Source organism: Hymenobacter citatus (assembly GCF_014333615.1).
GTDB lineage: Bacteria > Bacteroidota > Bacteroidia > Cytophagales > Hymenobacteraceae > Hymenobacter > Hymenobacter citatus.
The window spans coordinates 157,381-181,428 of sequence record NZ_JACSCY010000007.1 but is presented as its reverse complement, the minus strand read 5'-3'; the positions used below and the strand labels follow the sequence as shown (position 1 = coordinate 181,428).

At 60.5% G+C, this 24,048-nt stretch carries 19 protein-coding genes and 1 riboswitch; of the genes, 15 read left to right on the top strand and 4 right to left on the bottom strand.

Translation table 11 applies throughout. The features are described 5' to 3' along the window. Window positions 1-140: 140 nt before the first annotated feature. The gene (locus H8B15_RS11345) at window positions 141-575 is read left to right on the top strand and encodes a hypothetical protein (protein ID WP_187319800.1); all 435 of its coding nucleotides are present in this window, start codon (window positions 141-143) and stop codon (window positions 573-575) included. Between the two features lie 7 nt (window positions 576-582). Here H8B15_RS11345 and H8B15_RS11340 read toward each other — a convergent pair whose 3' ends face one another. After that, on the bottom strand, window positions 583-1,863 hold the full coding sequence (locus H8B15_RS11340) for an MFS transporter (protein WP_425489801.1): 1,281 nt from the start codon (window positions 1,861-1,863) through the stop codon (window positions 583-585). A gap of 203 nt (window positions 1,864-2,066) precedes the next feature. Here H8B15_RS11340 and H8B15_RS11335 point away from each other — a divergent pair, with 203 nt between their 5' ends. From H8B15_RS11335 to H8B15_RS11310, 6 genes are all read left to right on the top strand, one after another. Next, window positions 2,067-2,426, top strand: coding sequence for a hypothetical protein (locus H8B15_RS11335; protein WP_187319798.1), 360 nt, complete (start codon window positions 2,067-2,069; stop codon window positions 2,424-2,426). Between the two features lie 84 nt (window positions 2,427-2,510). Next, window positions 2,511-2,708: riboswitch (cobalamin riboswitch) on the top strand. Between the two features lie 181 nt (window positions 2,709-2,889). After that, complete coding sequence (locus tag H8B15_RS11330) at window positions 2,890-3,297, top strand: acyl-CoA thioesterase (protein WP_187319797.1); 408 nt, start codon at window positions 2,890-2,892, stop codon at window positions 3,295-3,297. A 218-nt stretch (window positions 3,298-3,515) separates the two neighbouring features. Then, window positions 3,516-5,093: an NAD(P)/FAD-dependent oxidoreductase gene (locus tag H8B15_RS11325; RefSeq protein ID WP_187319796.1), complete on the top strand. Its 1,578-nt coding sequence runs from the start codon at window positions 3,516-3,518 to the stop codon at window positions 5,091-5,093. Window positions 5,094-5,145: 52 nt separating this feature from the next. Next, window positions 5,146-6,027, top strand: a complete 882-nt coding sequence (locus tag H8B15_RS11320; protein ID WP_187319795.1) for a helix-turn-helix domain-containing protein — start codon at window positions 5,146-5,148, stop codon at window positions 6,025-6,027. Between the two features lie 162 nt (window positions 6,028-6,189). Beyond that, window positions 6,190-6,984: an SDR family oxidoreductase gene (locus H8B15_RS11315; protein ID WP_187319794.1), complete on the top strand. Its 795-nt coding sequence runs from the start codon at window positions 6,190-6,192 to the stop codon at window positions 6,982-6,984. A gap of 152 nt (window positions 6,985-7,136) precedes the next feature. After that, window positions 7,137-7,496, top strand: a complete 360-nt coding sequence (locus H8B15_RS11310) for a CoA-binding protein (protein ID WP_187319793.1) — start codon at window positions 7,137-7,139, stop codon at window positions 7,494-7,496. A 101-nt stretch (window positions 7,497-7,597) separates the two neighbouring features. Here H8B15_RS11310 and H8B15_RS11305 read toward each other — a convergent pair whose 3' ends face one another. Further along, window positions 7,598-8,392, bottom strand: a complete 795-nt coding sequence (locus tag H8B15_RS11305; protein ID WP_187319792.1) for an SDR family oxidoreductase — start codon at window positions 8,390-8,392, stop codon at window positions 7,598-7,600. 188 nt (window positions 8,393-8,580) lie between these two features. Here H8B15_RS11305 and H8B15_RS11300 point away from each other — a divergent pair, with 188 nt between their 5' ends. Genes H8B15_RS11300 through H8B15_RS11290 form a run of 3 tightly spaced genes read left to right on the top strand, consistent with a single transcriptional unit; the run spans window position 8,581 to window position 11,149 of the window. After that, a complete protein-coding gene (locus H8B15_RS11300) occupies window positions 8,581-9,159 on the top strand; it encodes an RNA polymerase sigma factor (protein WP_185283708.1) in 579 nt (192 codons plus the stop codon). Further along, on the top strand, window positions 9,140-9,925 hold the full coding sequence (locus tag H8B15_RS11295) for a hypothetical protein (protein ID WP_187319791.1): 786 nt from the start codon (window positions 9,140-9,142) through the stop codon (window positions 9,923-9,925). Before H8B15_RS11300 ends, H8B15_RS11295 begins: the two co-directional genes overlap by 20 nt. A 12-nt stretch (window positions 9,926-9,937) precedes the next feature. Beyond that, window positions 9,938-11,149 (top strand): outer membrane beta-barrel protein, encoded by a 1,212-nt coding sequence (locus H8B15_RS11290; protein ID WP_187319790.1) that lies wholly within the window; start codon window positions 9,938-9,940, stop codon window positions 11,147-11,149. Window positions 11,150-11,327: 178 nt separating this feature from the next. Here H8B15_RS11290 and H8B15_RS11285 read toward each other — a convergent pair whose 3' ends face one another. After that, window positions 11,328-12,068 carry a TrmH family RNA methyltransferase gene (locus H8B15_RS11285; protein ID WP_187319789.1) on the bottom strand — a complete coding sequence of 247 codons (741 nt, stop codon included), beginning with the start codon at window positions 12,066-12,068 and terminating at the stop codon, window positions 11,328-11,330. Between H8B15_RS11285 and tamL the strand changes: the two genes are divergently transcribed. Then, window positions 12,059-14,548, top strand: coding sequence for a translocation and assembly module lipoprotein TamL (gene tamL, locus H8B15_RS11280; protein ID WP_187319788.1), 2,490 nt, complete (start codon window positions 12,059-12,061; stop codon window positions 14,546-14,548). The genes H8B15_RS11285 and tamL overlap by 10 nt on opposite strands. Window positions 14,549-14,761: 213 nt before the next feature. Here the strand turns inward: tamL and H8B15_RS11275 are convergent, their stop codons facing one another. Continuing rightward, window positions 14,762-16,867, bottom strand: coding sequence for an alpha-ketoacid dehydrogenase subunit alpha/beta (locus H8B15_RS11275; RefSeq protein WP_216859138.1), 2,106 nt, complete (start codon window positions 16,865-16,867; stop codon window positions 14,762-14,764). A gap of 136 nt (window positions 16,868-17,003) precedes the next feature. Between H8B15_RS11275 and hemF the strand changes: the two genes are divergently transcribed. The 4 genes from hemF (at window position 17,004) to H8B15_RS11255 (ending at window position 23,826) form a co-directional block, all read left to right on the top strand. Further along, window positions 17,004-17,954: an oxygen-dependent coproporphyrinogen oxidase gene (hemF, locus tag H8B15_RS11270; protein WP_281383933.1), complete on the top strand. Its 951-nt coding sequence runs from the start codon at window positions 17,004-17,006 to the stop codon at window positions 17,952-17,954. After that, window positions 17,947-18,534, top strand: a complete 588-nt coding sequence (locus H8B15_RS11265) for a phosphatase PAP2 family protein (RefSeq protein ID WP_187319787.1) — start codon at window positions 17,947-17,949, stop codon at window positions 18,532-18,534. Before hemF ends, H8B15_RS11265 begins: the two co-directional genes overlap by 8 nt. Before the next feature lie 138 nt (window positions 18,535-18,672). Next, window positions 18,673-21,864: a GH92 family glycosyl hydrolase gene (locus H8B15_RS11260; protein WP_187319786.1), complete on the top strand. Its 3,192-nt coding sequence runs from the start codon at window positions 18,673-18,675 to the stop codon at window positions 21,862-21,864. Between the two features lie 192 nt (window positions 21,865-22,056). Beyond that, window positions 22,057-23,826: a class I mannose-6-phosphate isomerase gene (locus H8B15_RS11255; RefSeq protein ID WP_187319785.1), complete on the top strand. Its 1,770-nt coding sequence runs from the start codon at window positions 22,057-22,059 to the stop codon at window positions 23,824-23,826. Window positions 23,827-24,048 lie beyond the last annotated feature (222 nt).

Here is a 24,048-nt window from a genome sequence, read left to right as displayed (position 1 = left end):
CTGCTGCAGTAGCCAGGGTTTCTTGTTTACGCCAGTGAGCAACCTAATTTTCCCAAAATAAAAAAGATTGTGTCATATTGATTCAACCTACTACAAATCTTATCTTTATAACTGTACTTTTATAGATATAATCCGTGATTTTGCGCACTATTACCGACTTCTGTTTGCAATATGACGAGGTAGTAAGCGTGCTGCGAGTGGAATGGATAAGCGGGCGCAACGTGCGCCAACTACGCCGTAGTGCCAGTCAGTTGCTCCTGCTGCTACAACAACTAGCCGTGCGCCGGTTGCTGCTTGACATGGACAGCGTCCCCGACCTATCAGTAGAAGATGAGCTATGGCTGGGCACACACTGGATGCCTGGCTTGGTGGCCCTACCCCTGGAGCGACTGGTATTGGTGCTGGATAGCGGGCAGATGCATAACCAGTTGGCCATTGATGCGTTGCACGACCTGGTACAGCCAGCCATTCGCTTCGATGCGCAGTATTTTTCTGATATACAATCGGCTATGGGCTGGCTGACGGATGACTCAGACCGCCTTCCGGCCCTCGCGGCCGAGTGGAGTGCCCGGTAGTCAGCTTTTATACTTGGTTCATGCGCGAGGTGTGCCGGGTGTCGGCCATGCGCAGGTAGGTGACAAGGGAAATACTGGCGCAGGCCGTCACGTACCAGTAAAACCATACTTCCACATTGTGCTGCTTCGCCAACAGCGCTACATACTCAGCCGTACCTCCGAAGATGGCCACCGTGAGGGCATAGGGTAGCCCTACCCCCAACGCCCGGATTTCGGTCGGAAATAGCTCGGCTTTTACCACGGCGTTGATGGCCGTGTAGCCGCTCATAATAAGCATGGCAATGACCAGCAACCCAAAGGCTTCCCAGCTGCTGCCGGCGTGGCCCAAAGCCGTCAGCAGCGGCACGGTGCCCAGGGTGGCGCCTACCCCAAAGGCCAGCAGCACCGGCCGCCGCCCTACCCTATCCGACAGCGCCCCCACCACGGGTTGCAGCACCATAGCCACGGCCAGCGCCCCAAACGACACCAGCGTAGCCTGGTCCTTGCTGAAGCCCGCCGTATTCACTAAAAACTTCTGCGTGTACGTGGTAAACGTATAGAATACAATGGTGCCGCCCAGCGTGAGGCACACCACCGTAAGCACTTCGCGGGGGTAGCGCAGCAGCACGCGCAGCTTGCTTTCGGCTTGCTCTGGTGTTGGCGCGCCCGGCTTATCGGCTTGCACGAAGGCGTCGGTTTCTTCCATATGCTGGCGCAGAAACAGCGCTACTACGGCCGCCGCTGCCCCTATCACAAACGGAATGCGCCAGCCCCAGGCGTGCAGTTGCTCTGCGGTTAGCAGCGCCTGCAGGCCCAGCTGTACCAGTAGAGCCACCAATTGCCCGGCAATCAGGGTCACGTATTGAAAGCTGGAAAAGAACCCCCGATTCTTCTGATCGGCCATTTCGCTGAGGTAGGTGGCCGAGGTGCCGTACTCGCCGCCCACGCTCAGGCCTTGCAGCAGCCGCGCTACTACCAGCATCACCGGCGCCAATACGCCAATGCTGGCGTAGCCGGGCGTGAGGGCAATAAGAAGAGAGCCGGCGCACATCAGCAGCACCGACAGCAACAGGGCGGCTTTCCTACCCCGACGGTCGGCGTAGAGGCCCAGCAGCCAGCCACCCAACGGCCGCATCAGAAACCCCACCGCAAAGATGGCCGCCGAGTTGAGCAGCTGCGCCGTTTGATTGCCTTTGGGAAAGAAAGCCGGCGCGAAGTACAGCGCAAACGCCGAGTAGATGTACCAGTCGTACCATTCTACCAGGTTGCCGATGGAGCCGCTGAAGATGGATTTCACCCGCGAAGCCATAGTGCGGGTAGGTGTTGTTGTCATGCAGTATCCGGCGGGGCGTTGTTTTCTAAATAAGGGTTGAAATTGCTTATTACGCCATTCCATATGCTATGCTTCGTGCAATGTGCAACCATTCTCGCCTTTTCAACCCTCCTATCTGTAGCGAAGAATTTTCTAACAGTCATTCATAAGGCGGTTTCTATCCCGATAACTCTTTGGCCATGATACGCTATTTCCTATTGCTGGGCATTCTATTGGTGGCGTTTAGCTGCCAGAAAAACGACGCTGCACCGAAAGAGTACGAGGTGGTAGCCCAGGGGGTCGGCGGTGACTGCCGCTTGCCGTTGATAGATTTTGTTGATAAGCAGCAGAATAAAGAAGTGGGGCGAATGTTCGGCTCCTCGCTAAGCGCTTACTCTGAGAGCGGACGCTATTACGCTCTCAACCTACCTACAACTATACCTCAAGGCACGAAAGTATACATCACCATCCGTCAACTCAAGCCCGATGAGGAACGCGCTTGCACGACAATGGGACCAGCCTACAATACTGTTTTTACCTTTACCTACCGCGTCGAATAACTGTTGTGTTTGCTGCTATGTAACGCTTACATGCGTATTCCCGCGCCAGCGCCTACCTTTGCCGGCAGTTGTTCTTTGCCTGTTTTCCAACAGACGACGGAAGGTGGCCACTCCTGCGAGTGGCCTGAAAAGGGAATCGGGTGCAACTCCCGAACAGACGCGCTACTGTGAGTGCCCCACAGTGTCCCCGCTTTGCTACCCATTGCCTGGCTCCGCGGCCGGGTGAGAAGGGTCGGGTGATACGGCACGAGTCAGGAGACCTGCCTGCCGTCGACTGGCAACATGTTGCCCCCGCGCCTGGGGCCGTTGTCGGGTATGCGAGAAAGCACACGACCCACCCCGGAGCGCCTCGCGCCGCCGGCCTGGGGTCGTGCGCATCTTCCTACCCTCCTATCGGCTTTGTGGTGCGGTGGCTTCCTGCGGAAGGCCGTCGAAGGGCGTTTCACCCTTTCACTCCGTTGTGATGACCCTCGAAGAAAAGATTACCCGCGCCGAAACGCGCATCTTCAAAGCCGTATTCCCCAACACCACCAACCACTACGACACGCTGTTTGGCGGCGCTACCCTGCACATGATGGACGAGGTAGCCTTCATCGCGGCCACCCGCTTCTCGCGCCTGAAAATGGTAACAGTTTCCTCCGAGCGGGTCGATTTCACCCACCCCATCCCCGGTGGCACCTTGGTAGAGCTAATTGGTCGCGTGGAGCACGTTGGCAACACCAGCCTGAAAGTGCGCGTGGACCTGTTTGTGGAGCAGATGTATTCCGAGGAGCGTGAAAAGGCTGTGTCGGGCGTGTTTACGTTTGTGGCCATTGATGAGAACAAGCGCCCCGTCCGCATTCTGGATACGCCCGTGGAGGCGGTGGGGTAGGCGGTTTGAGAGCATCATTTAGAACGTCATTCCGAGCTTGTCAAGGAATCTCGCGTGCCACGGTAATTTCAATCGTCAGGAATTAGCGGAAGCACGCGAGATTTCTCCCTACGGTCGAAATGACGTTCTAATGGCTATTTTCTGCTACAGAAACCAGCTCCTGCGTATCTTTGCGGTCCTTTTCCTACGCCGGTTTAAAGGGTAACTACCTTTCACCCATGTCTACCCCTTCCCCCCAGGAAGTCGAGCTGCTGCTTGCGCCCGAGCAAGCTTACGACGAACTTACCCGCTACGAAGCCCTACTGGCTGCTGCCGGCTTGCGCCCCGGCCAGGCCGATTTTGTGCACCTGCGCAAGCGCAGCATCGACGCCCGCGGCCGGCAACCGTTGGTGCGCCTGCGCGCCGACATCTACCGCACGGCGCCCCCGGCCGAGCTATTCGGGCCGTGGTTCCAGTTTCCCGACGTCAGTCGGGCCCGCCGCACGGTGCTGATTGTGGGCGCGGGTCCGGCTGGGCTGTTTGCGGCGCTGCGGGCTATTGAACTTGGTATCAGCCCCATTGTGGTGGAGCGCGGCAAGGACGTGCGCACCCGCCGCCGCGACCTGGCCGCCCTCAACAAGCAGCAAGTCGTGAACCCCGACAGCAACTACTGCTTCGGCGAGGGCGGCGCGGGCACCTACTCCGATGGCAAGCTCTACACCCGCTCCACCAAGCGCGGCGACGTGCAACGCATCCTGCGCCTGCTGGTGCAGCACGGCGCTACCCCCGATATATTGGTAGATGCCCATCCGCACATCGGCACAAACAAGCTGCCTGCCGTGGTAGCTGCTCTGCGCGACTCGGTGCGCCAGGCCGGCGGCGAGGTGCGGTTTGACACGCGGGTAGATGATCTGGTACTGACCGGCAACCACCTGCGCGGCGTGGTCACGGCCCAGGGCGAGGAGCTGCTGGCCGATGCCGTGATTCTGGCCACCGGCCACTCGGCCCGCGACATCTACGAGCTGCTGCACCGCCGCGGCGTGCTCATCGAGGCCAAGCCCTTTGCCCTGGGCGTGCGCGTGGAGCACCAGCAGCAGCTTATTGACAAGGCCCAGTACCGCCTACCCGACCGTGGCCTGCTGCCGGCCGCTTCCTACGCGCTGGTGCACCAAACCCAGGGCCAGGGCGGGCAACGGGGCGTCTTTTCGTTTTGCATGTGCCCCGGCGGCTTCATTGTGCCCGCCGCCACTGCCCCCGGTGAGGTAGTAGTCAACGGCATGAGCCCCAGCCGCCGCGACTCGCAGTATGCCAATTCCGGTATCGTAACGGCCGTGGAGCTGGAGGATATGGACCTGCGCCAGCACGGCCCACTGGCCGGCCTGCGCCTGCAACAGCAGATTGAGCAGCGCGCCTGCCAGCTGGCCGGCCACACCCAGGCCGCCCCCGCCCAGCGCCTGGGCGACTTCCTGAAAGGCAAGGTATCGGCCGAGCTGCAGGAAACGTCCTACCAGCCGGGCCTGGTATCGGTGCCCATGGACAAGGTGCTGGGTAAGAATCTGGCGGGCCGGCTGCGGCAGGGCTTCGAGAACTTTGGCCGCAAGATTCCGGGCTACGCCACCAACGCCGCCCAGATTGTGGGGGTAGAAAGCCGCACCTCCTCGCCCGTGCGCATTCCCCGCGACCGGGACACCTTGCAGCACCCGGTGGTGCGCGGGCTGTTTCCGTGCGGCGAGGGCGCGGGCTACGCCGGCGGCATCGTATCGGCGGCAATGGACGGCGAGCGGTGCGCGGAGGCGGTTGGCGTAGCTGTTGGCTGATGGCTAGTAGTTGTTAGTTTGCTTTTTTCAAGCATTTACAGGCTTTTGCCACATGAGCACTACCCTTTCTCCCCTTATAGACTTACAGTTGAAAGGCTTTAAGGTGTACGAGAAAAACCTGACGTTGCAGGAGGCAGAACGGCCGCTGCTGGCGGCGCAGATCTTCAGCCGGCGCGACTATTATAAGGTGCTGCTGCTGGAGAGTAAATGTGTGCTTCACTACGCGCACCAACGCCTGGAGCTGGACGGGGGGCAGTACCTGTTCTTTACCAATCCGCATATTCCGTATTCGCTGGAGCTGCGCACGGACCGGCTGCACGCCTACGCCTGCCTGTTTACTGAGGAGTTTGTGGCCGCCGCCCGGTCAGAAAGCCTGCACCAGTCGCCGCTGTTTCGCATTGGCAGCACGCCGCTGTTTAAACTCCCGGCGTCCCAGGCGGACTACGTTAGGGGTATCTTTCACAAGATGCTGGCCGAACAGCAAGGGGACTATCCGTTCAAGGGCGACCTGATTCGCACGTATGTACAGCTGCTCATTCATGAGGCGCTGCACCTACAGCCGGCAGATCCCGTTGTGCAGCCGAACAATGCCGCCACCCGCCTCACGTCGCTGTTTCTGGAACTGCTGGAGCGCCTGTTTCCCATCGAGCTTCCAACGCAGCAGCTGACCCTCAAAACACCGCAGGACTTCGCCGACCGGCTGGCCGTGCACGTCAATCACCTCAACAAAGCCGTGAAGCAGGTGACGGGTAAGCCCACCAGCGCCCACATTGCCGGCCGCATCCTGGACGAGGCCAAGGCGCTGCTGCAACACACCGATTGGAGCGTAGCCAGCATTGCCACTTGCCTCGGCTTCGAATACCCTACCTATTTCAACAACTTCTTTAAGAAGCACACCGGCGTTACGCCCCTGTCACTGCGCCGCAAAGATTGAGTTAGGCATTGCCCTACTCTACCGGCGCATCATGGCCTGCTGGGGGTAGGGCAGGGATATAGGTGGCGTGATTTGTATACTTTTTCGATTGATTTCAGTTACCTGCCCGTTGGGGAAGGCCGGACCTTTGCGTCTGTATCTTACTTCAGAAGCAACAGTCAGATGGAAAGCAACCACAAACCCTACCCAGACCTCGCCGGGAAAACGGCGTTGGTAACGGGCGGCACCAAAGGCATTGGCAAAGCCATTGCAGACAAGTTAACGCAAGCAGGAGCCCAGGTACTCATTACCGCCCGACAGCAGCCCGCGGAAACCAACCCGGCCCATCACTTTATCGCAGCCGATCTAACCCAGCCGCAACAGGTAGACCAGCTGGCCCAAACCATCCAGGACACATTTGGTGGCCTGGATATTCTAATCGACAATATTGGCGGCGTAACGGCGCCCGGTGGGGGCTTTAGCAGCCTAACGGATCAAGACTGGGAGCAGGAGCTGCAATTCAACCTGCTGGCGGCCATTCGGCTGGATCGTGCGCTGCTACCCCACATGCTGGAGAAAAAAAGCGGGGTGATTATTCACGTTTCGTCGGTGGCGGGGGTGAAGCCCGTGTGGTATCAAAATCTGGCCTATGCCACGTCGAAAGCGGCGCTAAATGCCTACAGCAAAGCTCTGTCGAATGAGCTGGCCCCCAAAGGTATCCGCGTGCTGACCGTTTCCCCCGGGGCCACCAACACGCCCCTGATGCAGCAGCTCATCCAGAAGGCGGCGGCCACTTCCGGCCTGAGTGCAGAGGAAACCTTTCAGCAAATGGCGACGCGAGCGGGCGGCATTCCGATGGGTCGGATGGCGGAACCGGAGGAAGTGGCGGCGCTGGTTCATTTTCTGGTTTCGCCCGCCGCGTCCTACCTCACCGGCGCCAACTATCTGGTTGATGGGGGTACTGTGCCCGTGGTATAGCGTTGGTTACGGGTTGAATGCGGCAGGGTCGACCGACGCCCGTATTTCAAACTAGCGGCGGTTAGTCAACTGGTTTACGAAAACTCTACGTATACCCTTGTGTTTAACCTGAACACAAATGCTAGCAGCCAACCGCTACTAGCCCTCAGCTTATGAAAAAGACCGTTGTTATCGGGGCCAGTGACAACCCCGCCCGCTATTCGTTCCGGGCCGTAAACATGCTCAAAAACCACGGCCACGAGGTAGTGCCCGTGGGCATCCGCAAGGGCCAGGTGGCCGGCCTCGACATTCACACCGACCGCCCCGCAGAGGAAGCCGTAGATACCGTGACGCTGTACGTCGGGCCCCAGAACCAGCCCAGCTGGTATGATTACATCCTGGACCTCAAGCCCAAGCGCATCATCTTCAACCCTGGCACCGAGAATGAAGAGTTGGAGAAAATGGCCCAAGCGAAAGGCATCCGCACCGAAGAAGCCTGCACGCTGGTGATGCTGTCCATCGGGAATTATTAGCACCGGAAACCAGAGATTCTGCTGGTAGTCAGGCCCACAAAGAAGCCCCCGTACGTAGCGTACGAGGGCTTCTTTATTAGCGTGGTTCAAGAAAGACCAGCTTACTCCGCGTTGCCGTACATGTTCGACTCACCGCCATCCACGGCAATGGTCTGGCCGCTCACATAGGAAGCGTCTTCGCTCAATAAAAACGCCACCAACTTCGCTACCTCTTCTGGTTGGCCCAGGCGCCGGGTAGGGTTGTTGCTGGCGTACTGCGCTTCGGCCTGCTTGGGGTCGGTGGGGTTGACCTGCTTGAACGCCTCGGCGACCATGGGCGTCAGGATGGCGCCGGGCGCAATGGCATTGGTAGTGATGCCGTAGCGGCCGTATTCCAGGGCTGCGTTTTTGGTCATGCCCGACACGGCGTGCTTGCTGGCTACATAGGGCATCTGGTTCAGCACGCCCCGGATGCCGCCAACGGAGGCCACATTCACAATGCGGCCACTACCCTGCTGCTGCATCACGGGCAGCACGTAGCGCAGGCCGTAATATACGCCCATCAGGTTGATGTCGATGACCTTTTTGAATACGACCATATCGTACTCGGTGATGCTGGCTTGTTTGCCTTCGATGCCTGCGTTATTGTAGAAGCCATCAATGCGGCCAAACTGGGCCACAGCTTCATCGACGTAGTTTTTCACGGCCGCCTCATCCGATACATCGGCTACTACGGTCAGCACTTCCACCTCTGAGAACTGCTCGGTAATGGCTTGGCGCGCCTCTTGTAGGCCTTGCTCGTTGTAATCCACCAGTACCAGGGTAGCGCCCCGGCTGGCCAGCTCTTTGGCGGCGGCTAGGCCCAGTCCCATGGCGGCGCCCGTAATCAGCATTACTTTTCCTTTCATCGTACTCATAGCAGCAGAATTAATGTTGGTACATATAACAGTACTACTCGTCGAATTGTTGTGCTTGCCCTTTGCCTCTCACGCTATTCCAGGCCCCGCACAATTATTTTTATCAACTCAGGCAACCGTTTTCACTACCCCTCCATCTACCTTCCCAAACACGCTCTCTATTGCCCTAGACCTCTACCCCCGCACCCGTGACCGACGCCGACCTCATTGCCGCTTGCCGCCAGGGCAACAGCCGCGCCCAAAAGCTGCTCTACGAGCGGTTTGCGGGGCTGATGCTCTCCGTGTGCCTGCGCTACCTACGCCACCGCGAGGATGCCGAGGAAGTGATGATTGGCGGCTTCGTGAAGGTGTTTCGGGCGCTGGACCAGTACCGGCACGAAGGCTCGTTTGAGGGCTGGATCCGGCGGATTATGGTGAATGAGGCCCTGGGGCAGCTGCGTCGCAAGGAGCCTCTGCACCTAGCAATCGACGACGTGCCCAGCACCGCCGCCGTGACGCCCGCCACCGCCGACACCCAGCTGCAGGCCGACGACATGCTGGCCCTGCTGGCCGAGCTGCCCGCCGGCTACCGGACGGTGTTCAACCTGTACGCGTTGGAGGGCTACTCCCACCCCGAAATTGCCGAGCTGCTGGGCATTTCGGAAGGTACCAGCAAGTCGCAGCTGAGTAAGGCGCGGGCCATGTTGCAGCGCCGCCTGACCGTAGCCAACGCCACGGCCATTTCTACCACCCCACCAAAAGAATACTATGCTACCGGAAGATATTGATCAGCTGTTTCGGGACCGGCTCCAGGGCCACGCCCCTACCCCGCCCGACCATCTATGGGCTCAACTGGAAGAAGAGCTGCAACCTGCTAAGAAGCGCCCTACCATGTGGTTATATTCCATGGCCGCAGTGGTAGCCCTGCTGCTGGCTGTGGGCCTGGGCTGGCTGCTGCAAGCTCCCGGCACCGTAGATACAGCGGGCCAACTGGCTACTAATTCCCCTACAACTTCAGCCCCAAAAAAAGAATTGCCTACCCAGGCAACCGCTCCCCAAGACCTCGCATCTACCCCTTCAGAAGCCCCGGTTGCTACCGCCCCCGATGCTTCGGCAGCGCAATCGGCGCTACCAGCCTACCACCAAGAAGCAGCCGCTTCGGGTATGGTGGCGGCCGCCACTACTTCTGCTCGCCCGGCGCCGGCTGCCGTGGCTACGCTTGTTACCCCCAAGGCGCGTCCGGAGCGCCTAGGTGCGGTAACGACTTCGGAAGTAGCGGCTGTAGCTGTGCCAGCCACGCTGACCACCACCCAGGTGCCCACCAGGCCCATTGAGGTGGAGGTAGTGCGCGAAACAGCAACACCGGTGCTGGCCGCAGCCGAAACTCCGGCTTCCACGCCCCAGCAGCGTAGCCGCCTGGGTGCGGTGCTGCGCCAGGCCCGCAATGCCGTGGTGGGCGACCCGGTAGACCTACAGCAAGTAGGCTTACCCGAAACCCTGACGGTGCAGGCCCGCGTGGCCGGCCATCAGCTCAACAAAACGATTCAACTCTAACGCTCCCACGCCATGAAACGCGTATCTTCCCTGCTAGCCGCCGCCGCGCTGCTGGCCCTGGCCGCGCCTTGCTCGGCCCGCGCTACCGACCTCTTCTCCGTTCGCTCGCTTCGTCCTACCCCTGTCCACAACGACGATACCATCATCGTGCGCCTACCCAATCAGGCCGTGATGACGCTGTATGTGAAGAACAAAGCCCAGCTGCGCCAGCTCCAGAACTACAAGCTCGACTCGCTGATGACCGTGCTGAACGGCTACATCTCGCAGGCTGAGGCCGCTGGCAAAAACTCACAGTCGGGTGAGGTGACGACGGAGTTCTACCCCGCCAAAGACCACCCCGGCGCCGGCGTACCCGAGCAAATCCGCATCACGGTGCGCAACGAGGACGCGCAGGGTAAGCCTCAGAAGCCCACTGCCGAGCGCGTAGACGTGACCCTGGGCCGCGTGGGGAGCGTGACGGTGGTAGAAAACAAAGACGGCCAAGGCAACGGCCACGTCTCCATCCACATCGACAACGACGGCAAGAAGGAAGTCAACCGCGACTCGGTGCGCCTGGCCCGGCGCCAGCACGAGGCCAACCGCAGCAGTAAAAACGCCTTCGGGATGGATTTGGGCTTGAATGCGCTGGTGAACAAGAGCATGCCCACCAACGGCCAGCCCATTGATCTGCGGCCCTTTGGCTCGCGCTACGTAAGCCTGTACTGGCGCTACGCCCAGCGTTTGGGTAGTAAAGGCTCGCCTATGTACCTGCTGCTAGGCCCCGAGTTTTCCTTCAACAACTACATGCTCGACAACAACACCCGGTTTGTGTCGAACTCCAGTTTGGTAAGCGGCCAGCCCGACTTCACCACCGTGCAGCGCACCGGTTTCAACGTGGAAAAGAGCAAGCTGACGATGTCCAGCGTCAACCTGCCCATCATGCTGCAAGCGAATCTGCGCGACAAGGAATACCGCAAAACGTTCAGGCTGGCCGCTGGTGGTTTTGTGGGCTACCGCCTGGGCACGCACACCAAGCTGAAGTACGACCAGGACGGCGACACCCGCAAAGACAAAGACCGCGGCAGCTACAACCTGGAAGACTTTCAGTACGGCTTGCAGGGTAGCATTGGCTTCCGCAAGGTAGACCTGTTTGCCAAGTACCACCTCAACCAGCTCTTCAAAGACAACCGCGGCCCCCAGGCCCAGAGCCTAAGCTTCGGCATCACGCTCTTCGGGCTGGATTAACGAGTAGTATTGGCTGTATAGAGCCCGTCCCGTCATGCTGAGCGCAGCGGAGCGGAGTCGAAGCATCTCGCGTGCTGACGTTGAATTAGTATCAGACGTCAGCACGCGAGATGCTTCGACTCCGCTCCGCTGCGCTCAGCATGACGTTCTTTTTTTGGAGCAAATGCCCCTCAACTCCCTACCCTGCCCGGAAGAAGTTATCTAGCAGGATAGCCGCTGAAATGGCCACGTTCAGGCTTTCGGCCTGGCCGCGGCCGGGGATGTGCAGGCGCTGGGTGAGGCACTGCTCTACGGCCGGCGTGAGGCCATGGCTTTCGCTGCCCATCACCAGCACGCCCTGGGGTTGCAGTTGCAGGCGGTGCACGTTGTCGCCGTGCAGGTCGGCGCCGTAGATGGGCGTGCCGGGGGGTAGGGCGGCCAGCCATTGTGGTAAGTCGCGCTGCCAGACCGGCACGCGGGTGAACGAGCCCATAGTGGCGGCCACGGTTTTAGGGCTCCAGGGGTCGGCGCAGGTGTCGGAGCACACCACGCCGGGCAGGCCGTACCAATCGGCCAGGCGGATGAGGGTGCCCAGGTTGCCGGGGTCGCGCACTTCATCCAAGGCCAGCAGCAGGCCGGGCGCGGTGGGTAGGGGCGGCTCCTGAGGTAGGCGGGCCACAGCCAGCGCCGTTTGGTTGGTAGCCAGCGTACCTAGGCGCGTCAGCTCCTCGGCCGAAACCACCTCCACGGGTATCTGAGGCGGCAATGGCGAAATTTTTGCCGCAAACTCCGCTGTCACGAACAACCGTTCGGTCAGAAGTGCAGAACTTAGCAGCTCCTGAACGCTTTTGCCCCCTTCCACCAAAAAAGCGCCGTGCCGCAAGCGGTATTTTTTCTGGTGCAAGGCGTGCACGTATTTCGCTACTGCTTTTGAGACCATTGTTATTTCGTAATACATCCGCAGGAAGCCTACCCTGGCGCCGCTTGCTACCCGTGTGCTGGCTGCTGCTGGCGCTAGCCGGCTGCGCGCCCACCAAGCTATTGCCGCCCGGCCGGAATCTGCTGAATGAGATTGAGTTGAAGGGGGTAGACAAGGCCGATGCCGAGCGCATGCAAACGCTCTATCAACAAAAGCCCAACTCCCGGTTTCCCATCCCAAAGCTACTCATCTATCAGCTGGGGACGAATTTTTATGACTCAGCGAAAGTTCGGCGTAAGCTCAATGCCGACCTTGAGCGCTACAACCGCCTCATTGCCCAGGCCCGCCCCGACTCGGCCGAAGTAGCTAAGCTCACGCTGAAGCGGGAGCGGCGCAACCGCCGCTACCAGCAGAAGCTCGATAAGGGCAACGCCATCATGCGCATCGGCGAGCCGCCCGTGCTCTACGACACGGCCCTCACGCGCCAAACTGTTACGCAGCTCGGTATCTTTTTGAAATCCAAGGGTTTCTTCCGCAGCAGCGTGTACGCCACCGATACCGTGGAGGACCGCCGCGTGACCGTGACCTACCACGTGCACGAGGGCCCACCCTTCCATTACGCCCAGCTCGACTACACCATCCCCGACACGGCCGTGGAGCGGCGGGTGTTGGCCTCGCGGCCCCAGTCGTTGCTGCACGTGGGCGACCAGTACGATGAGGAGGTGATTGGGCAGGAACGCACCCGCATCGAGACGCTGCTGAAAAACGCGGGCTACTACGATTTTCGGGACCAGTACATCACGCTGGAGGCCGATACTAGCTTTGTGCCGACCACCGTACGCCTGCGCACCTTCATTGCCGATCCGGCCCCGGGCCAGTCGCACCGCCTGTATACTATTGAGCGCGTGAGCTTTATTGCCGACGCCGGCATCGTGCGCTTCGGGGTAGCCCGCGACACAGTGGTGCGCGACTCCATCAAGTTTCTGGCCTACGAGCACAAAATCCGGCCGCGCATCCTGGACGACAAGCTGGAAGTGCGCCCCGGCGACCATTACAGCCTGGCCAACACCCTGCTCACGCAGCGGCAGCTGGGCACGCTGGATATGTTTCGCTTCAACACGGTGAACTACCGCCGCCTCCCCCGCCAGTCGAACACCCTGGCCGACTCGGTGCAGGGCCAGCTGGCGGCCATCGTGAATGCCTCGCCGGCCAAGAAGTACCAGGAAACCACCGAGTTTGGCGGCACCTACGTGAGCGGTCTGGTAGGGCCGTTTGCCAACGTGCGCCTGCGCGTGCGCAATCCGTTTGGTGGGGCCGAGGTGCTGGAATTTGGCGTGCGTACTGGCTTCGAAGGGCAGTACAACATTGCCAATACCGACAACAACGACGGCAGCACCCCGCGGGCGGTGCTTACCACCCAGATTGGCGGCAACGTGAACTTGGTGATTCCGCAGTTTATCATTCCATTTCGGCCCCAGCGCTACCTGGTGCGCTACAACCCGCGCACCCGCATCAACGCGTCGTACACCTTCGTGAGCCGGCCGCAGTACACGCGCACCAACGCCGAGGCCACCTACGACTACATCTGGCAGCGCTCCGAGTTTCACCAGTATGTGTTCACGCCCGCCGATTTAAGCGTGGTAAATACGCCCTTCAACTCAATTGACAAGGCTTTCTTAGCGAACTTACAAGCGCTGTCAAACCAGGGCTTTCCGCTGATTCAGAGTTTTACGCGGCAGCTGGTGCCCAGCATCAACTTCACTTCCCTCTACAATTCCAACGATTTCAACGAAACCCGCGACGCGCGCTATCTGCGCGTGTACACTGAGGTAGGTGGCCTCACACGCAAGCTTTACCAAGCGGTTTTCCCGAATCTGAACGTATTTAACTTTGCCCGTTTCAGCGCCGATTATCGCCGCTACATCAAGCTGAATCCGAAGTCGTATTTCGTCTACCGCTTCAATGTGGGCGTGGCGCGGGCCCTCACCCCTACCACGTATTACCCCCCCGGCTCCGACGTGCAGCGCACGGGCCTGATTATCCCTTACGATAAATTTGTGTTTGCCGGTGGTAGCTCCAGCGTACGGGCATGGGCGCCGCGCCGCCTGGGCCTGGGCTCGGCGCAGACGCTCGACGCCGATGGCCGCCAAAACCTGGCGCTGGAACAGCCCGGCGAGCTGCTGCTGGAAGGCAACCTGGAGTACCGCTTCCCGCTGTACAGCTTCATCAACGGGGCCGTGTTTACGGACTACGGCAACGCCTGGCTGCTGCACAAAGACAGCCGCGAAAACGCTGATTTCCAGCTCAATCGCTTCTACAAGGAGTTTGCCGTGGGCTCGGGCTTCGGCCTGCGCTTCGACTTCACCTTCCTCATCCTGCGCCTCGACGTCGCCACCAAAGTCTATGACCCTACCCACCCCGGCAACCGTTGGGTGATTCGCAACTTCGGCTTCGGCGCCCGCCAAACGGCCTTTAACCTGGGTATCGGGTATCCATTCTAAGAGTGGTGAAATTGTGAGTGGTGAGTGGTGAGTGGTGAGTTTATAAGTAGAAAATACGCCTGTCATCCTGAGCGCAGCGAAGGACCTTCTCAAGGTAGAACGACAGGCGTAACAACGACTCGTTCAACTGGCAGAAGGTCCTTCGCTCTGCTCAGGATGACAGGCGTATTTTCTACTCACAAACTCACCACTCACCACTCACAATTTCACCACTTACCACCCCAGTAGCTCACCCAGCGTTTTGGCTACCTTCTCAGCGTTGGGGAGCATTTGGTTTTCCAATGCTACGTTTAGCGGAACGGCAGGTAGATTGGCGGCGCCTAGGGTGAAGACGGGCGCGTCGAGGTGCTGGAAGCAGGTGCGCTGGATGCGGCCCGCGAGGCTTTCGGCGAAGGAGTTGAGCAGGGGTTCTTCGGTGAGCACCAGCACTTTGCTGTGCTGACGTACGGCTCGTTCTACTGCCGCGTAGTCGAGGGGATTGAGCGTGCGCAGATCCAGGATTTCGACGCGGCCGGGAAACTGCTGGCTGGCGGTTTTGGCCCAGTACACGCCCATACCGTAGGTGATGACCACGCAGGTAGCGCCCCGGCGCGTCTGCTCGGGGTCGGCGGGTTGGGCAATGGCGGCCTGACCCAGGGGCAGCACGTAGCCGGTGGCGGGCTCGGGCGTGCGGGCGTCTTCGGTGCCGGGTACTTTACTCCAGTACAGGCCTTTGTGCTCCAGCAACACCACCGGGTTGGGGTCGAGGAAAGCGGCGCGCAGCAGGCCCTTCATATCGGCGGCGTTGCTGGGGTAGACCACTTTGATGCCCCGGATGTTCAGCAGGGTGCTTTCCACCGAGCCCGAGTGGTAGGGGCCGCCCCCACCGTAGGCGCCTACCGGCACCCGAATCAGGCTCTGCACCGGAAACTGGCCGTTGGAGAGGTAGCACGATTTCGACAGCTCCTCTACCAGCTGGTTCAGGCCCGGCCAGATATAATCGGCAAACTGAATTTCAACAATGGCCTTCGCCCCTACCGCCGACATACCGGCCGTGCTACCCACAATATACGCCTCCTGAATGGGCGTATTGAACACCCGCGCCGCGCCGTGCTTCTGCGCCAGCAACGCCGCCTCCCGGAACACGCCGCCCAGAGCGCCGCCCACGTCCTGTCCATAGAATAGCGCCTCCGGAAACTCGCGCAGAATATCGTCCACGGCGTGCAGGGCGGCGTCTACCATCGTTACTTTCTCGGCACCGACTGGGCTTCGCTCGCCGGCTTCCTCGGTCACGGCGGGTGGGGCAAATTCATGGTCGGCGAAGGTAGCCGGGTCGGGGTCGGCGGCTTGCAGGGCGCGCTGGTAGTCGGTTGATACCGTAGTGCGGGCCTGGGCGGCGAGGTCGTCCAGCTCGGTTTCGGTGGCCAGGCCCATGTCCAGCAATTGGCGGTGTAGGCGCGGCAGGGGGTCGTGGGGTTCGTGCTGGGCGAGGTTGTCGCCGCGGTACTTTTCGCGCCGCACGCCGCTGGTGTGGTGGGCCAGCAGTGGGCAGGTAGCGTGCACCAGCACCGGCCCGCGGGTGTCGCGGGCGTGGGCAAAGGCAGCGGCCAGCCCGGCGTAGGACACGGCAAAATCGGCCCCATCAATCTTGAGTCGATGCAGCCCCTTGAAGCCGGCCGCAAACTCGTAGGCGTTCATGGCGCGCATCTCCGCGCCAGTGGCCGAAATGCCCCAGTCATTGTCCTGCACCAGAAAAATAATGGGCAGCTCATGCAGCACGGCCATTTGCAGGGCCTCGCTCACCTCGCCCTCGGTCATGGCCCCGTCGCCGATGGAGCACAGCACCACGGGGCGCTGGTCGGCGGTTTTCAGCAGGCCCTGGCTTTCTAGGTATTTGATGCCGTGGGCCATGCCGGTGGCCGGAATGGCCTGCATGCCGGTGGCCGAGCTTTGGTGCGGAATCATGGGGAAACCCTCCCGGCGTAGCGAGGGGTGCCCGTAGTAGGTCCGCCCGCCCGAAAACGGGTCGTCGCGCTTGGCCAGTAGTTGCAGCATCAGCTCGTAGGGCGCCAGGCCCAGGCCCAGCAGCAGGGCGTCGTCGCGGTAGTAGGGAGCGGCGTAGTCGGTGGGGCGCAGGTGGAAGGCGGCGGCCAGCTGCACGGCCTCGTGGCCGCGGGCGGTAGCGTGCACGTAGCGGGCCGTCACGGCCTTATTTTCTTCGTAAAGACGCGCCAGCTCGGCGGCCGTGTGCATCAGGCGGTAGGCGCGCATCTGGGTATCCGGGCGGGGAACGGTGAACGGGGAAGCAGGGTCGGAAAACGGGATGGGTGGGGTGGTCATGCGGGTGGGGTAGGAAAAAGCGAAAGTACGGCTTTGGGCGAAGAATGCCTGCGGGGCAGGTTTTGTACGTATTTTTGCACCTTCGGCCCCGGCGCCCTAGCGCGGCGGCTTTTGTTAGGCTACATCTACCGTGCTTTTGTCTGCAACTCCCTCCCCTCTTCCTACCACTTTTCGCGCCACTGTGGAAAGCTGGATGCGTGACTTTCAGGACCGTCTTTGCCAACAGCTAGAGCAGGCCGACGGCACCAGTGAGTTCCTGACCGATGCTTGGCAGCACCATCAGAGCGGCGGCGGCCGCACCCGCGTGCTCATCGAGGGCACGGTGCTGGAAAAGGCTGGCGTGGCGTTTTCGGCGGTGGCCGGCGAGATGAGTGCCCAGGCGGCCCAGCTGCTGCACATGCCCAACCCAGCGTTTTTCGCCACGGGTGTGTCGGTGGTGCTGCACCCGCGCAGCCCGCGCGTGCCCATTGCCCACATGAACGTGCGCTACTTCGAGGCCGGCGACGGGCAGGCGTGGTTTGGTGGCGGGCTCGACCTAACACCCATTTATGTAGATGAAGCCCAGGCCCGCTGGTTTCACGAGCAAATTCAGGCTGTGTGCCAGCGCCACGAAGTAGCCTCCTACCCCCGCTTCAAGCAGTGGGCCGATGACTACTTTTTCCTACCCCACCGCCAGGAAACCCGAGGCGTGGGTGGCATCTTCTTCGACCGCCTCACGGTGGGCAAAGACGGCTCGGCCGAGGAATTATTTACCTTCGTGCAGGACATAGGCAACCTGTTCGGCCCTACCTACACCGAGCTGATGCGCCAGAATCAGGCCCTACCCTTCGGCGAAGCGGAAAAGCAGTGGCAGCTGGTGCGCCGCGCCCGCTACGCCGAGTTCAACCTGGCTTTCGACCGGGGCACGCGCTTCGGGCTGGAAACCGGCGGCCGCACCGAAAGCATCCTGATGAGCATGCCGCCCCGCGCCGAGTGGCACTACAACCGCGTGCCCGCGCCCGGCTCGCCGGAGGCCGCTACCCTGGCCTGGCTGCGCAAGGGCGTCGACTGGGTATCTTCTACCCCAAACGCCGATTCCCTTGCTTGAGCAACTGCGCGCCTTAGACCGGTGGCTGATCATTGCCATCAACCTGCATCACTCGCCCGCCCTGGATAAATGGATGGTGTTCTTTTCGGAGCGCTTCGTGTGGTTTCCGGCGTATTTTGTGCTGGTGGTGGTGCTTGGCTACCTCTACCAGCGCCGGGCCCTGCTGCTGCTGCCCCTGCTGGGCCTGAGCGTGGCGCTGGCCGACGTGATTTCCAGCCGCTTCTTTAAGCCCTACTTCGCCCGCCTGCGCCCCTGCCACGACCCACAGGTATCGACTACGCTGAACCTAGTGAACGGGTGCGGCGGGCAGTTCGGGTTTCTCTCGTCGCACGCGGCCAATGCCTTTGCCTTAGTCGTCTTCCTGTGGCTGGTACTGCCCACGCGCTACCGCCTGGCTAAGTGGCTCACGCTGGCGTGGGCCGTCGTGGTGTCCTATAGCCGTATCTATTTGGGCGCCCACTACCCCACCGACGTGCTGGCCGGCGCCACGCTGGGCAGCCTCACGGCTTGGGGCTGTGCCGAGCTCTACAAATGGGGCGCTGCTCGCTGGTGGCCGCAGGCAACCACCCGCATGCGATAAAGAGCAGTCAGAAGCACGCGCCCTTTCACGGCGGGGTGCTTCTGCCCTACTGCCGGGAACCGCATGAGTATCAGCCTTACGCAGTTTGTTTCCTCCTAATTCTGCCTATCTTCTGCCCGTTCTTTTGGCACGACAGGCATGATGAAAACACTTTTTGGGCTATTGCTGCTGTTGAGCGTAGCGGCCTCCTCCTACGCGCAACAGCCGGAGCGCGTGCTCTGGCAAATAGGCAAAGCTGATCGATCGGGAGCGGAGTTTGCGCTGGCTCCGGCGGGCTTTCGCAAGTTTGTGGGCCAGGATTTTGGCTACGAAGACAAGTGTTTTTTCATTGGGGCGTCGAAGGAGAAGCAGGACTTTCCCTACGTATTGCCTGGGCCAGTAGACACGTGGGGCGGCACTTGGAGCACCGCCGGCTGGCGCACCAACCAGGTGAATCTTCTATTTACTTTGAAGAAACTGCCCGCTGCTGGCAGCTACAGACTCGTCATTCGCCTGGCCGACTATGCTAAAACGTTTTTGCCGCTGCTGCACGTTAGCATCAACGGGCAGGAAGAACGAATACAACTGACCGCCGCGGGCTACGACGTGCGCCAACAGCGCCGGCCTAAGATGACCGAAAGCCCCGTTGACACAGCTTCTATTAGCGGTAACCTGGCAAAGGCTACCCCCAAAGTCATCGAAATTCCGCTGGATAAAGGCGTTTTGCAAGCAGGTGGCAACCACGTAACTATCACCATCACGGAAGGCTCCTGGATTCTTTTTGACCAGGTAAGCCTGCTTGGCCCAGCGGGCGTGACGGTGCAACGGCCCCAGCAGCTTTTTGTGCGCTCCGTAACGCCCGCTCCGTACGAGCTACCCGCCGATGGGCAGCGCCGGCAGCCGTTGCTGGTGAGCGTGCAGCACGTGACGGGCACGCCTACCCTGAGCGTGCAGCTGGATAAGCAGACTATTTTCAGCGAGCCGGTAGAAAAAGGCGCATACGAGTTTGAGGCGCTGATGCCGGCCGTAACCGCTCTTACCCAAAGTCGCTACGCCATCCTGGAAAATGGAAAAGTGGTGCAGGAAGGCGTGGTGCAACGGGCACCTCAGAAACAGCAAACCCTAGCCGACTACGTGGATACGCGCATGGGCACGGCCCACTCTCGGTGGATGATTGCACCGGGACCGTGGATGCCGTTCAGCATGGTAAAAATGAGCCCCGACAACCAGAACGGCGGTTGGCAAGCGGGCTACCAGCCTACTTATGAAAGCGTGGGCACCTTCAGCCACATCCACGAGTGGACGATGGCCGGCCTGGGCGTATTCGCCACCAACGGCAAGCTCCAGACCAGCATCGGCGACGAGTTGAGGCCAGAATCGGGGTACCGCTCGCGTATCGACAAGAAAACGGAACAGGCCCCCATTGGCTACTACGCCGTGCAGCTGGCTGATTACGGCATCAAGGCCGAGGTGACGGCCACTACTCGCTGCGGGTTCGAGCGGTTCACGTTTCCGCAGGACCGCGACAGCGCCCGCGTGCTGCTCGATTTTCACATTCCGTCGGAGTACGATTATCAGTTGAAGGACGTACAGGTGAAGCAGGTGAGCCCCTACCGCCTCGAAGGGAGCATCCACCAGTTTTCGGGTGGCGTGTGGAGCCACGACGCGGACCAGAACTACACGCTGCATTTCGTGGTCGAGTTCGACCAGCCCATCAAACGGCTGGGTGGCTGGCGCAACAACCAGGTGCAGTACGGTACTACCCTCACTGGCAAAGACTTGAAAGACGCCGGCTTGTTTGCTGAGTTCGACGCCCAGCAGCATCCTGTGGTGCAGGTGCGGTCCGGCATTTCGCTGGTAAGCATTGCCAATGCCGCCCAAAACCTGCAAACCGAAGTAACAACGCCCTTCGGCTGGCGCTTTGAAGCCGTGCGCCAGCACCAACTCGATACGTGGAATGAACTGCTCAATCGTGTGCAGATCACCACCACCAACCGGTTGGAAAAGGCGCGGTTCTACAACGCCCTGTACCGGTCTATTTGCAGCCGCAACACCTGGAGCGACACCAACGGCGACTGGCGCGGCACCGACGGCCAAGTGCATCGCCTACCCCACCCCGCCGACGATGTGGCCCTGGGCTGCGACGCGTTCTGGAATACCTTCTGGAACCTGAACCAGGTCTGGAATCTCATTACGCCCGAATGGAGCAGCCGCTGGGTACGGTCGCAACTAGCACTCTACGACGCCTACGGCTGGCTGGCGAAGGGCCCGGCCGGCATGAACTACATTCCGGTGATGGTGGCCGAGCACGAAATTCCGCAGATGGTGGCCGCCTACCATATGGGTATTCGGGATTTTGACGCGAACAAAGTGCTGGCAGCGGCGGTGAAAATGCAGACTACCCCGGCCCAAAAAGTTTTCACGGGATTTGCCGGCAACCGCGACCTGGTGGCCTACGAGCGCTACCACTACGTGCCCTCCGACAAAGGCCGCTTTTCCAACTCGCTGGAGTATTCCTTCGACGATTGGACGGTAGGGCAACTGGCCAAGTCGCTCAACCAACCTGCTCTCTATCAAAAATTTAATGACCGTGGCTATTGGTGGCAAAACACGATAGATAGCGCCGGCTACAGCCACACCAAACTCAGCAACGGCACCTGGACAAAGAGTTTTGACCCGTTCCGCAGCGGCGCCAACGAGGAATACGTGGAGGGCAACGCATGGCAGCTCACGTTTTTTGTGCCCCAGGATGTACCCGCGCTGATCAACCGGGTGGGTAGGCAAACCTTCATCGACCGGTTGGAGTGGGGCTTCCGCGAAAGTGAGCCGTGGCGCTACAATGGCCTAAACGACCAGTACTGGAACTACCCCGTGGTGCAGGGCAACCAGCAGTCGATGCACTTTGCCTTTCTGTTCAACTGGGCCGGCAAGCCGTGGTCTACCCAGAAATGGAGCCGCTCTATTCTGGAACGCTACTACGGCTACGGCGTGGGCAACGCCTACCTCGGCGACGAGGACCAGGGCCAGATGAGCGCGTGGTTGGTAATGGCGGCCTTAGGCCTGTTTCAGACCGACGGCGGCACCAGCGCCGCCCCGGTGTACGAGATTGGCAGTCCGCTGTATACTAAGGTTGAAATTGACTTGGGGCAGCGGTTTGGGCGGGGCCGTAAGTTTACCATTGAGGCCAAAAACGCTTCCCGCCGCAACCTCTACGTGCAGGCTGCCACGCTCAACGGCAAGCCGTTGCAGTCCTTTCAGTTTCCGGCAGCGGAGTTGTTGAAGGGGGGCTCGTTGGTTCTCGTGATGGGTCCGCAGCTCAACGAACAGTGGGGAATAGCCCCGGCTAAATGAGCGTTATATAGTAAATCGAGCAAGTTATTTTGATCGTTTACTGTCAAAACGATCATATTATTCTTAATATAGCAGCGACAAACTCACCGCTAACTGGTCGACAACAGCCGTCGGCACGCGATGATACCAAGTTTCGCGTCCCTCTTTACAAGTGTGATGCGGTGCCTATACTACCCCTGTTGCTGCCTTTCTATGCGCTCTTCTACTTACGATAAATTTCCCTTTGTGCCGGTTGCCGCGAGGCCGCAGGCTTGCCAAGCCGGGTGGCCTGCTATTGCTGAAGCATTGCGCGCCGCCCTACCCGCAGCTGCCACTCCCCCTGACCACCCTCTGGTGCTGGCCGTGGAATGCTACCCTGGTACCGACCTCAAGCAACTCCAACAAGAACTCGTACAGGCCTTGCAGCCAACGCAGTGCCTGGTAGCCGACGACCTCTACCGCTCCCCCGCCGACATCGACGCCATGGTGGCGGGTCCGCTCACCGACGACCCCGTTTTCGGCCGACTCAATGGGCTGACGGTGGCCGACTTCTTTGCCCCGGCGAAGCTTCAGGAAGCGCAGGCGACGCTGGCTTCGGCAGCGGGCAAACTGGTGGTAATTATAGGCACTGGCGCTACGTTGGTGTGCCCTACCCCTACTCTTGTAGTCTACGCTGACCTGGCCCGCTGGGAGATTCAACTGCGTCAGCGGCGCGGCGAGATTGCCAACCTGGGCAGCGAAAACTTCACCGAAAAAGCCAGCCTGAAGTACAAGCGGGCGTATTTCGTAGATTGGCGTGCGGCTGACCGCCTGAAAAAGCAAGTTCTACCCCGCGCCGATTTTCTACTCGATACCAACGACCCTACCCTACCCAAGCTCATTACGGGCGCCGACCTCCAAGCCGGACTAGCGGCCGCCGTGCGGCGGCCGTTCCGGGTGGTGCCGTTTTTTGACCCTGGGGTGTGGGGCGGGCAGTGGCTGCGCGAGGTATGCGACCTGCCCGACGGTCCGCCCAACTACGCCTGGGGCTTCGACTGCGTGCCCGAGGAAAACTCGCTGCTGCTGGGCTTTGGCGAGGCGCGCGTGGAAATCCCGAGCATCAACCTGGTGTTTGCCCACCCTCGCGAGCTGCTGGGCGAGGCAGTGCACGGACGCTTCGGCACCGAGTTTCCCATCCGCTTCGACTTTCTCGATACCATGGGCGGCGGCAACCTCTCGCTGCAAGTACACCCGCTCACGGAGTACGCTTTCGACAAGTTCGGCCTGGCCTATACGCAGGACGAAAGCTACTACATGCTGGACGCCGAGCCAGATGCTGTGGTATACCTGGGCATGAAGGAAAACGCTGATTTTCCCGCCATGCTGGCCGATTTGCAGCGCGCCCAGGACGACCCCGCCGCACCCTTTCCGGCCACGGAGTACGTCAACGAGTTTCCGGCCCGCAAGCACGACCACTTCCTGATTCCGGCGGGCACGATCCACTGTTCGGGTGCGGGCAGCATGGTGCTGGAAATTTCGGCCACGCCCTACATCTTCACCTTCAAGCTCTGGGATTGGGACCGACTGGGCCTCGATGGTCGCCCCCGACCCATCCACCTCACCCACGGCGCGGCCAACATCCAACCCGACCGCACTACCACGTGGGTAGAGCAGAACCTGGTAAACCACTTGGAGCCCGTAGCCAGTGGCCCCGGCTGGCGGGAGGAGCGCACCGGCCTGCACGAGCGCGAATTCATTGAGACGCGCCGCCACTGGTTTACGGATGTTGTGCCCCACCACACCCACGGCGGCGTGCAGGTGCTCAACTTGGTAGAGGGCGCCGAAGCTATTGTAGAAAGCCCCGATGGCGCCTTCGAGCCCTTTGTGGTACACTACGCCGAGACGTTTATCGTGCCCGCTGCCGTAGGCGCCTACACCATTCGGCCCTACGGCGCAGCCGTCGGGACAGAGTGTGCTACCCTGAAAGCCTACGTGCGAACCTAGTGAGAGCACCCGCCAGCCGGTTCGATGCTTGCGGCGTCGGACCGGTATCGTTGCACGAGCTTCGTGCTACCGTTTACACGCCCTTGCTAGTAGATCGAGAAACAAGCGACGCAGGCATATAGCAACGATACCGGTCGGGCGCCTACGTCGGGCCGGCAGACGCCTCCGGCCCCCATAGGCAAGAAACCGTGAAATGTGAATCCCCTACATTCATAACTTCAC

Excerpts from the sequence above, each read along its gene's own strand:
- H8B15_RS11275 (WP_216859138.1), bottom strand. The coding sequence starts at position 16,867 with ATGACCACCCCACCCATCCCGTTTTCCGACCCTGCTTCCCCGTTCACC.
- H8B15_RS11310 (WP_187319793.1), top strand. The coding sequence starts at position 7,137 with ATGAAAAAGACCGTTGTTATCGGGGCCAGTGACAACCCCGCCCGCTAT.
- H8B15_RS11285 (WP_187319789.1), bottom strand. The coding sequence starts at position 12,068 with ATGGTCTCAAAAGCAGTAGCGAAATACGTGCACGCCTTGCACCAGAAA.
- H8B15_RS11290 (WP_187319790.1), top strand. The coding sequence starts at position 9,938 with ATGAAACGCGTATCTTCCCTGCTAGCCGCCGCCGCGCTGCTGGCCCTG.
- H8B15_RS11325 (WP_187319796.1), top strand. The coding sequence starts at position 3,516 with ATGTCTACCCCTTCCCCCCAGGAAGTCGAGCTGCTGCTTGCGCCCGAG.
- H8B15_RS11330 (WP_187319797.1), top strand. The coding sequence starts at position 2,890 with ATGACCCTCGAAGAAAAGATTACCCGCGCCGAAACGCGCATCTTCAAA.
- H8B15_RS11255 (WP_187319785.1), top strand. The coding sequence starts at position 22,057 with ATGCGCTCTTCTACTTACGATAAATTTCCCTTTGTGCCGGTTGCCGCG.
- H8B15_RS11335 (WP_187319798.1), top strand. The coding sequence starts at position 2,067 with ATGATACGCTATTTCCTATTGCTGGGCATTCTATTGGTGGCGTTTAGC.
- H8B15_RS11295 (WP_187319791.1), top strand. The coding sequence starts at position 9,140 with ATGCTACCGGAAGATATTGATCAGCTGTTTCGGGACCGGCTCCAGGGC.
- H8B15_RS11260 (WP_187319786.1), top strand. The coding sequence starts at position 18,673 with ATGATGAAAACACTTTTTGGGCTATTGCTGCTGTTGAGCGTAGCGGCC.
- H8B15_RS11320 (WP_187319795.1), top strand. The coding sequence starts at position 5,146 with ATGAGCACTACCCTTTCTCCCCTTATAGACTTACAGTTGAAAGGCTTT.
- H8B15_RS11305 (WP_187319792.1), bottom strand. The coding sequence starts at position 8,392 with ATGAGTACGATGAAAGGAAAAGTAATGCTGATTACGGGCGCCGCCATG.
- H8B15_RS11315 (WP_187319794.1), top strand. The coding sequence starts at position 6,190 with ATGGAAAGCAACCACAAACCCTACCCAGACCTCGCCGGGAAAACGGCG.
- H8B15_RS11340 (WP_425489801.1), bottom strand. The coding sequence starts at position 1,863 with ATGGCTTCGCGGGTGAAATCCATCTTCAGCGGCTCCATCGGCAACCTG.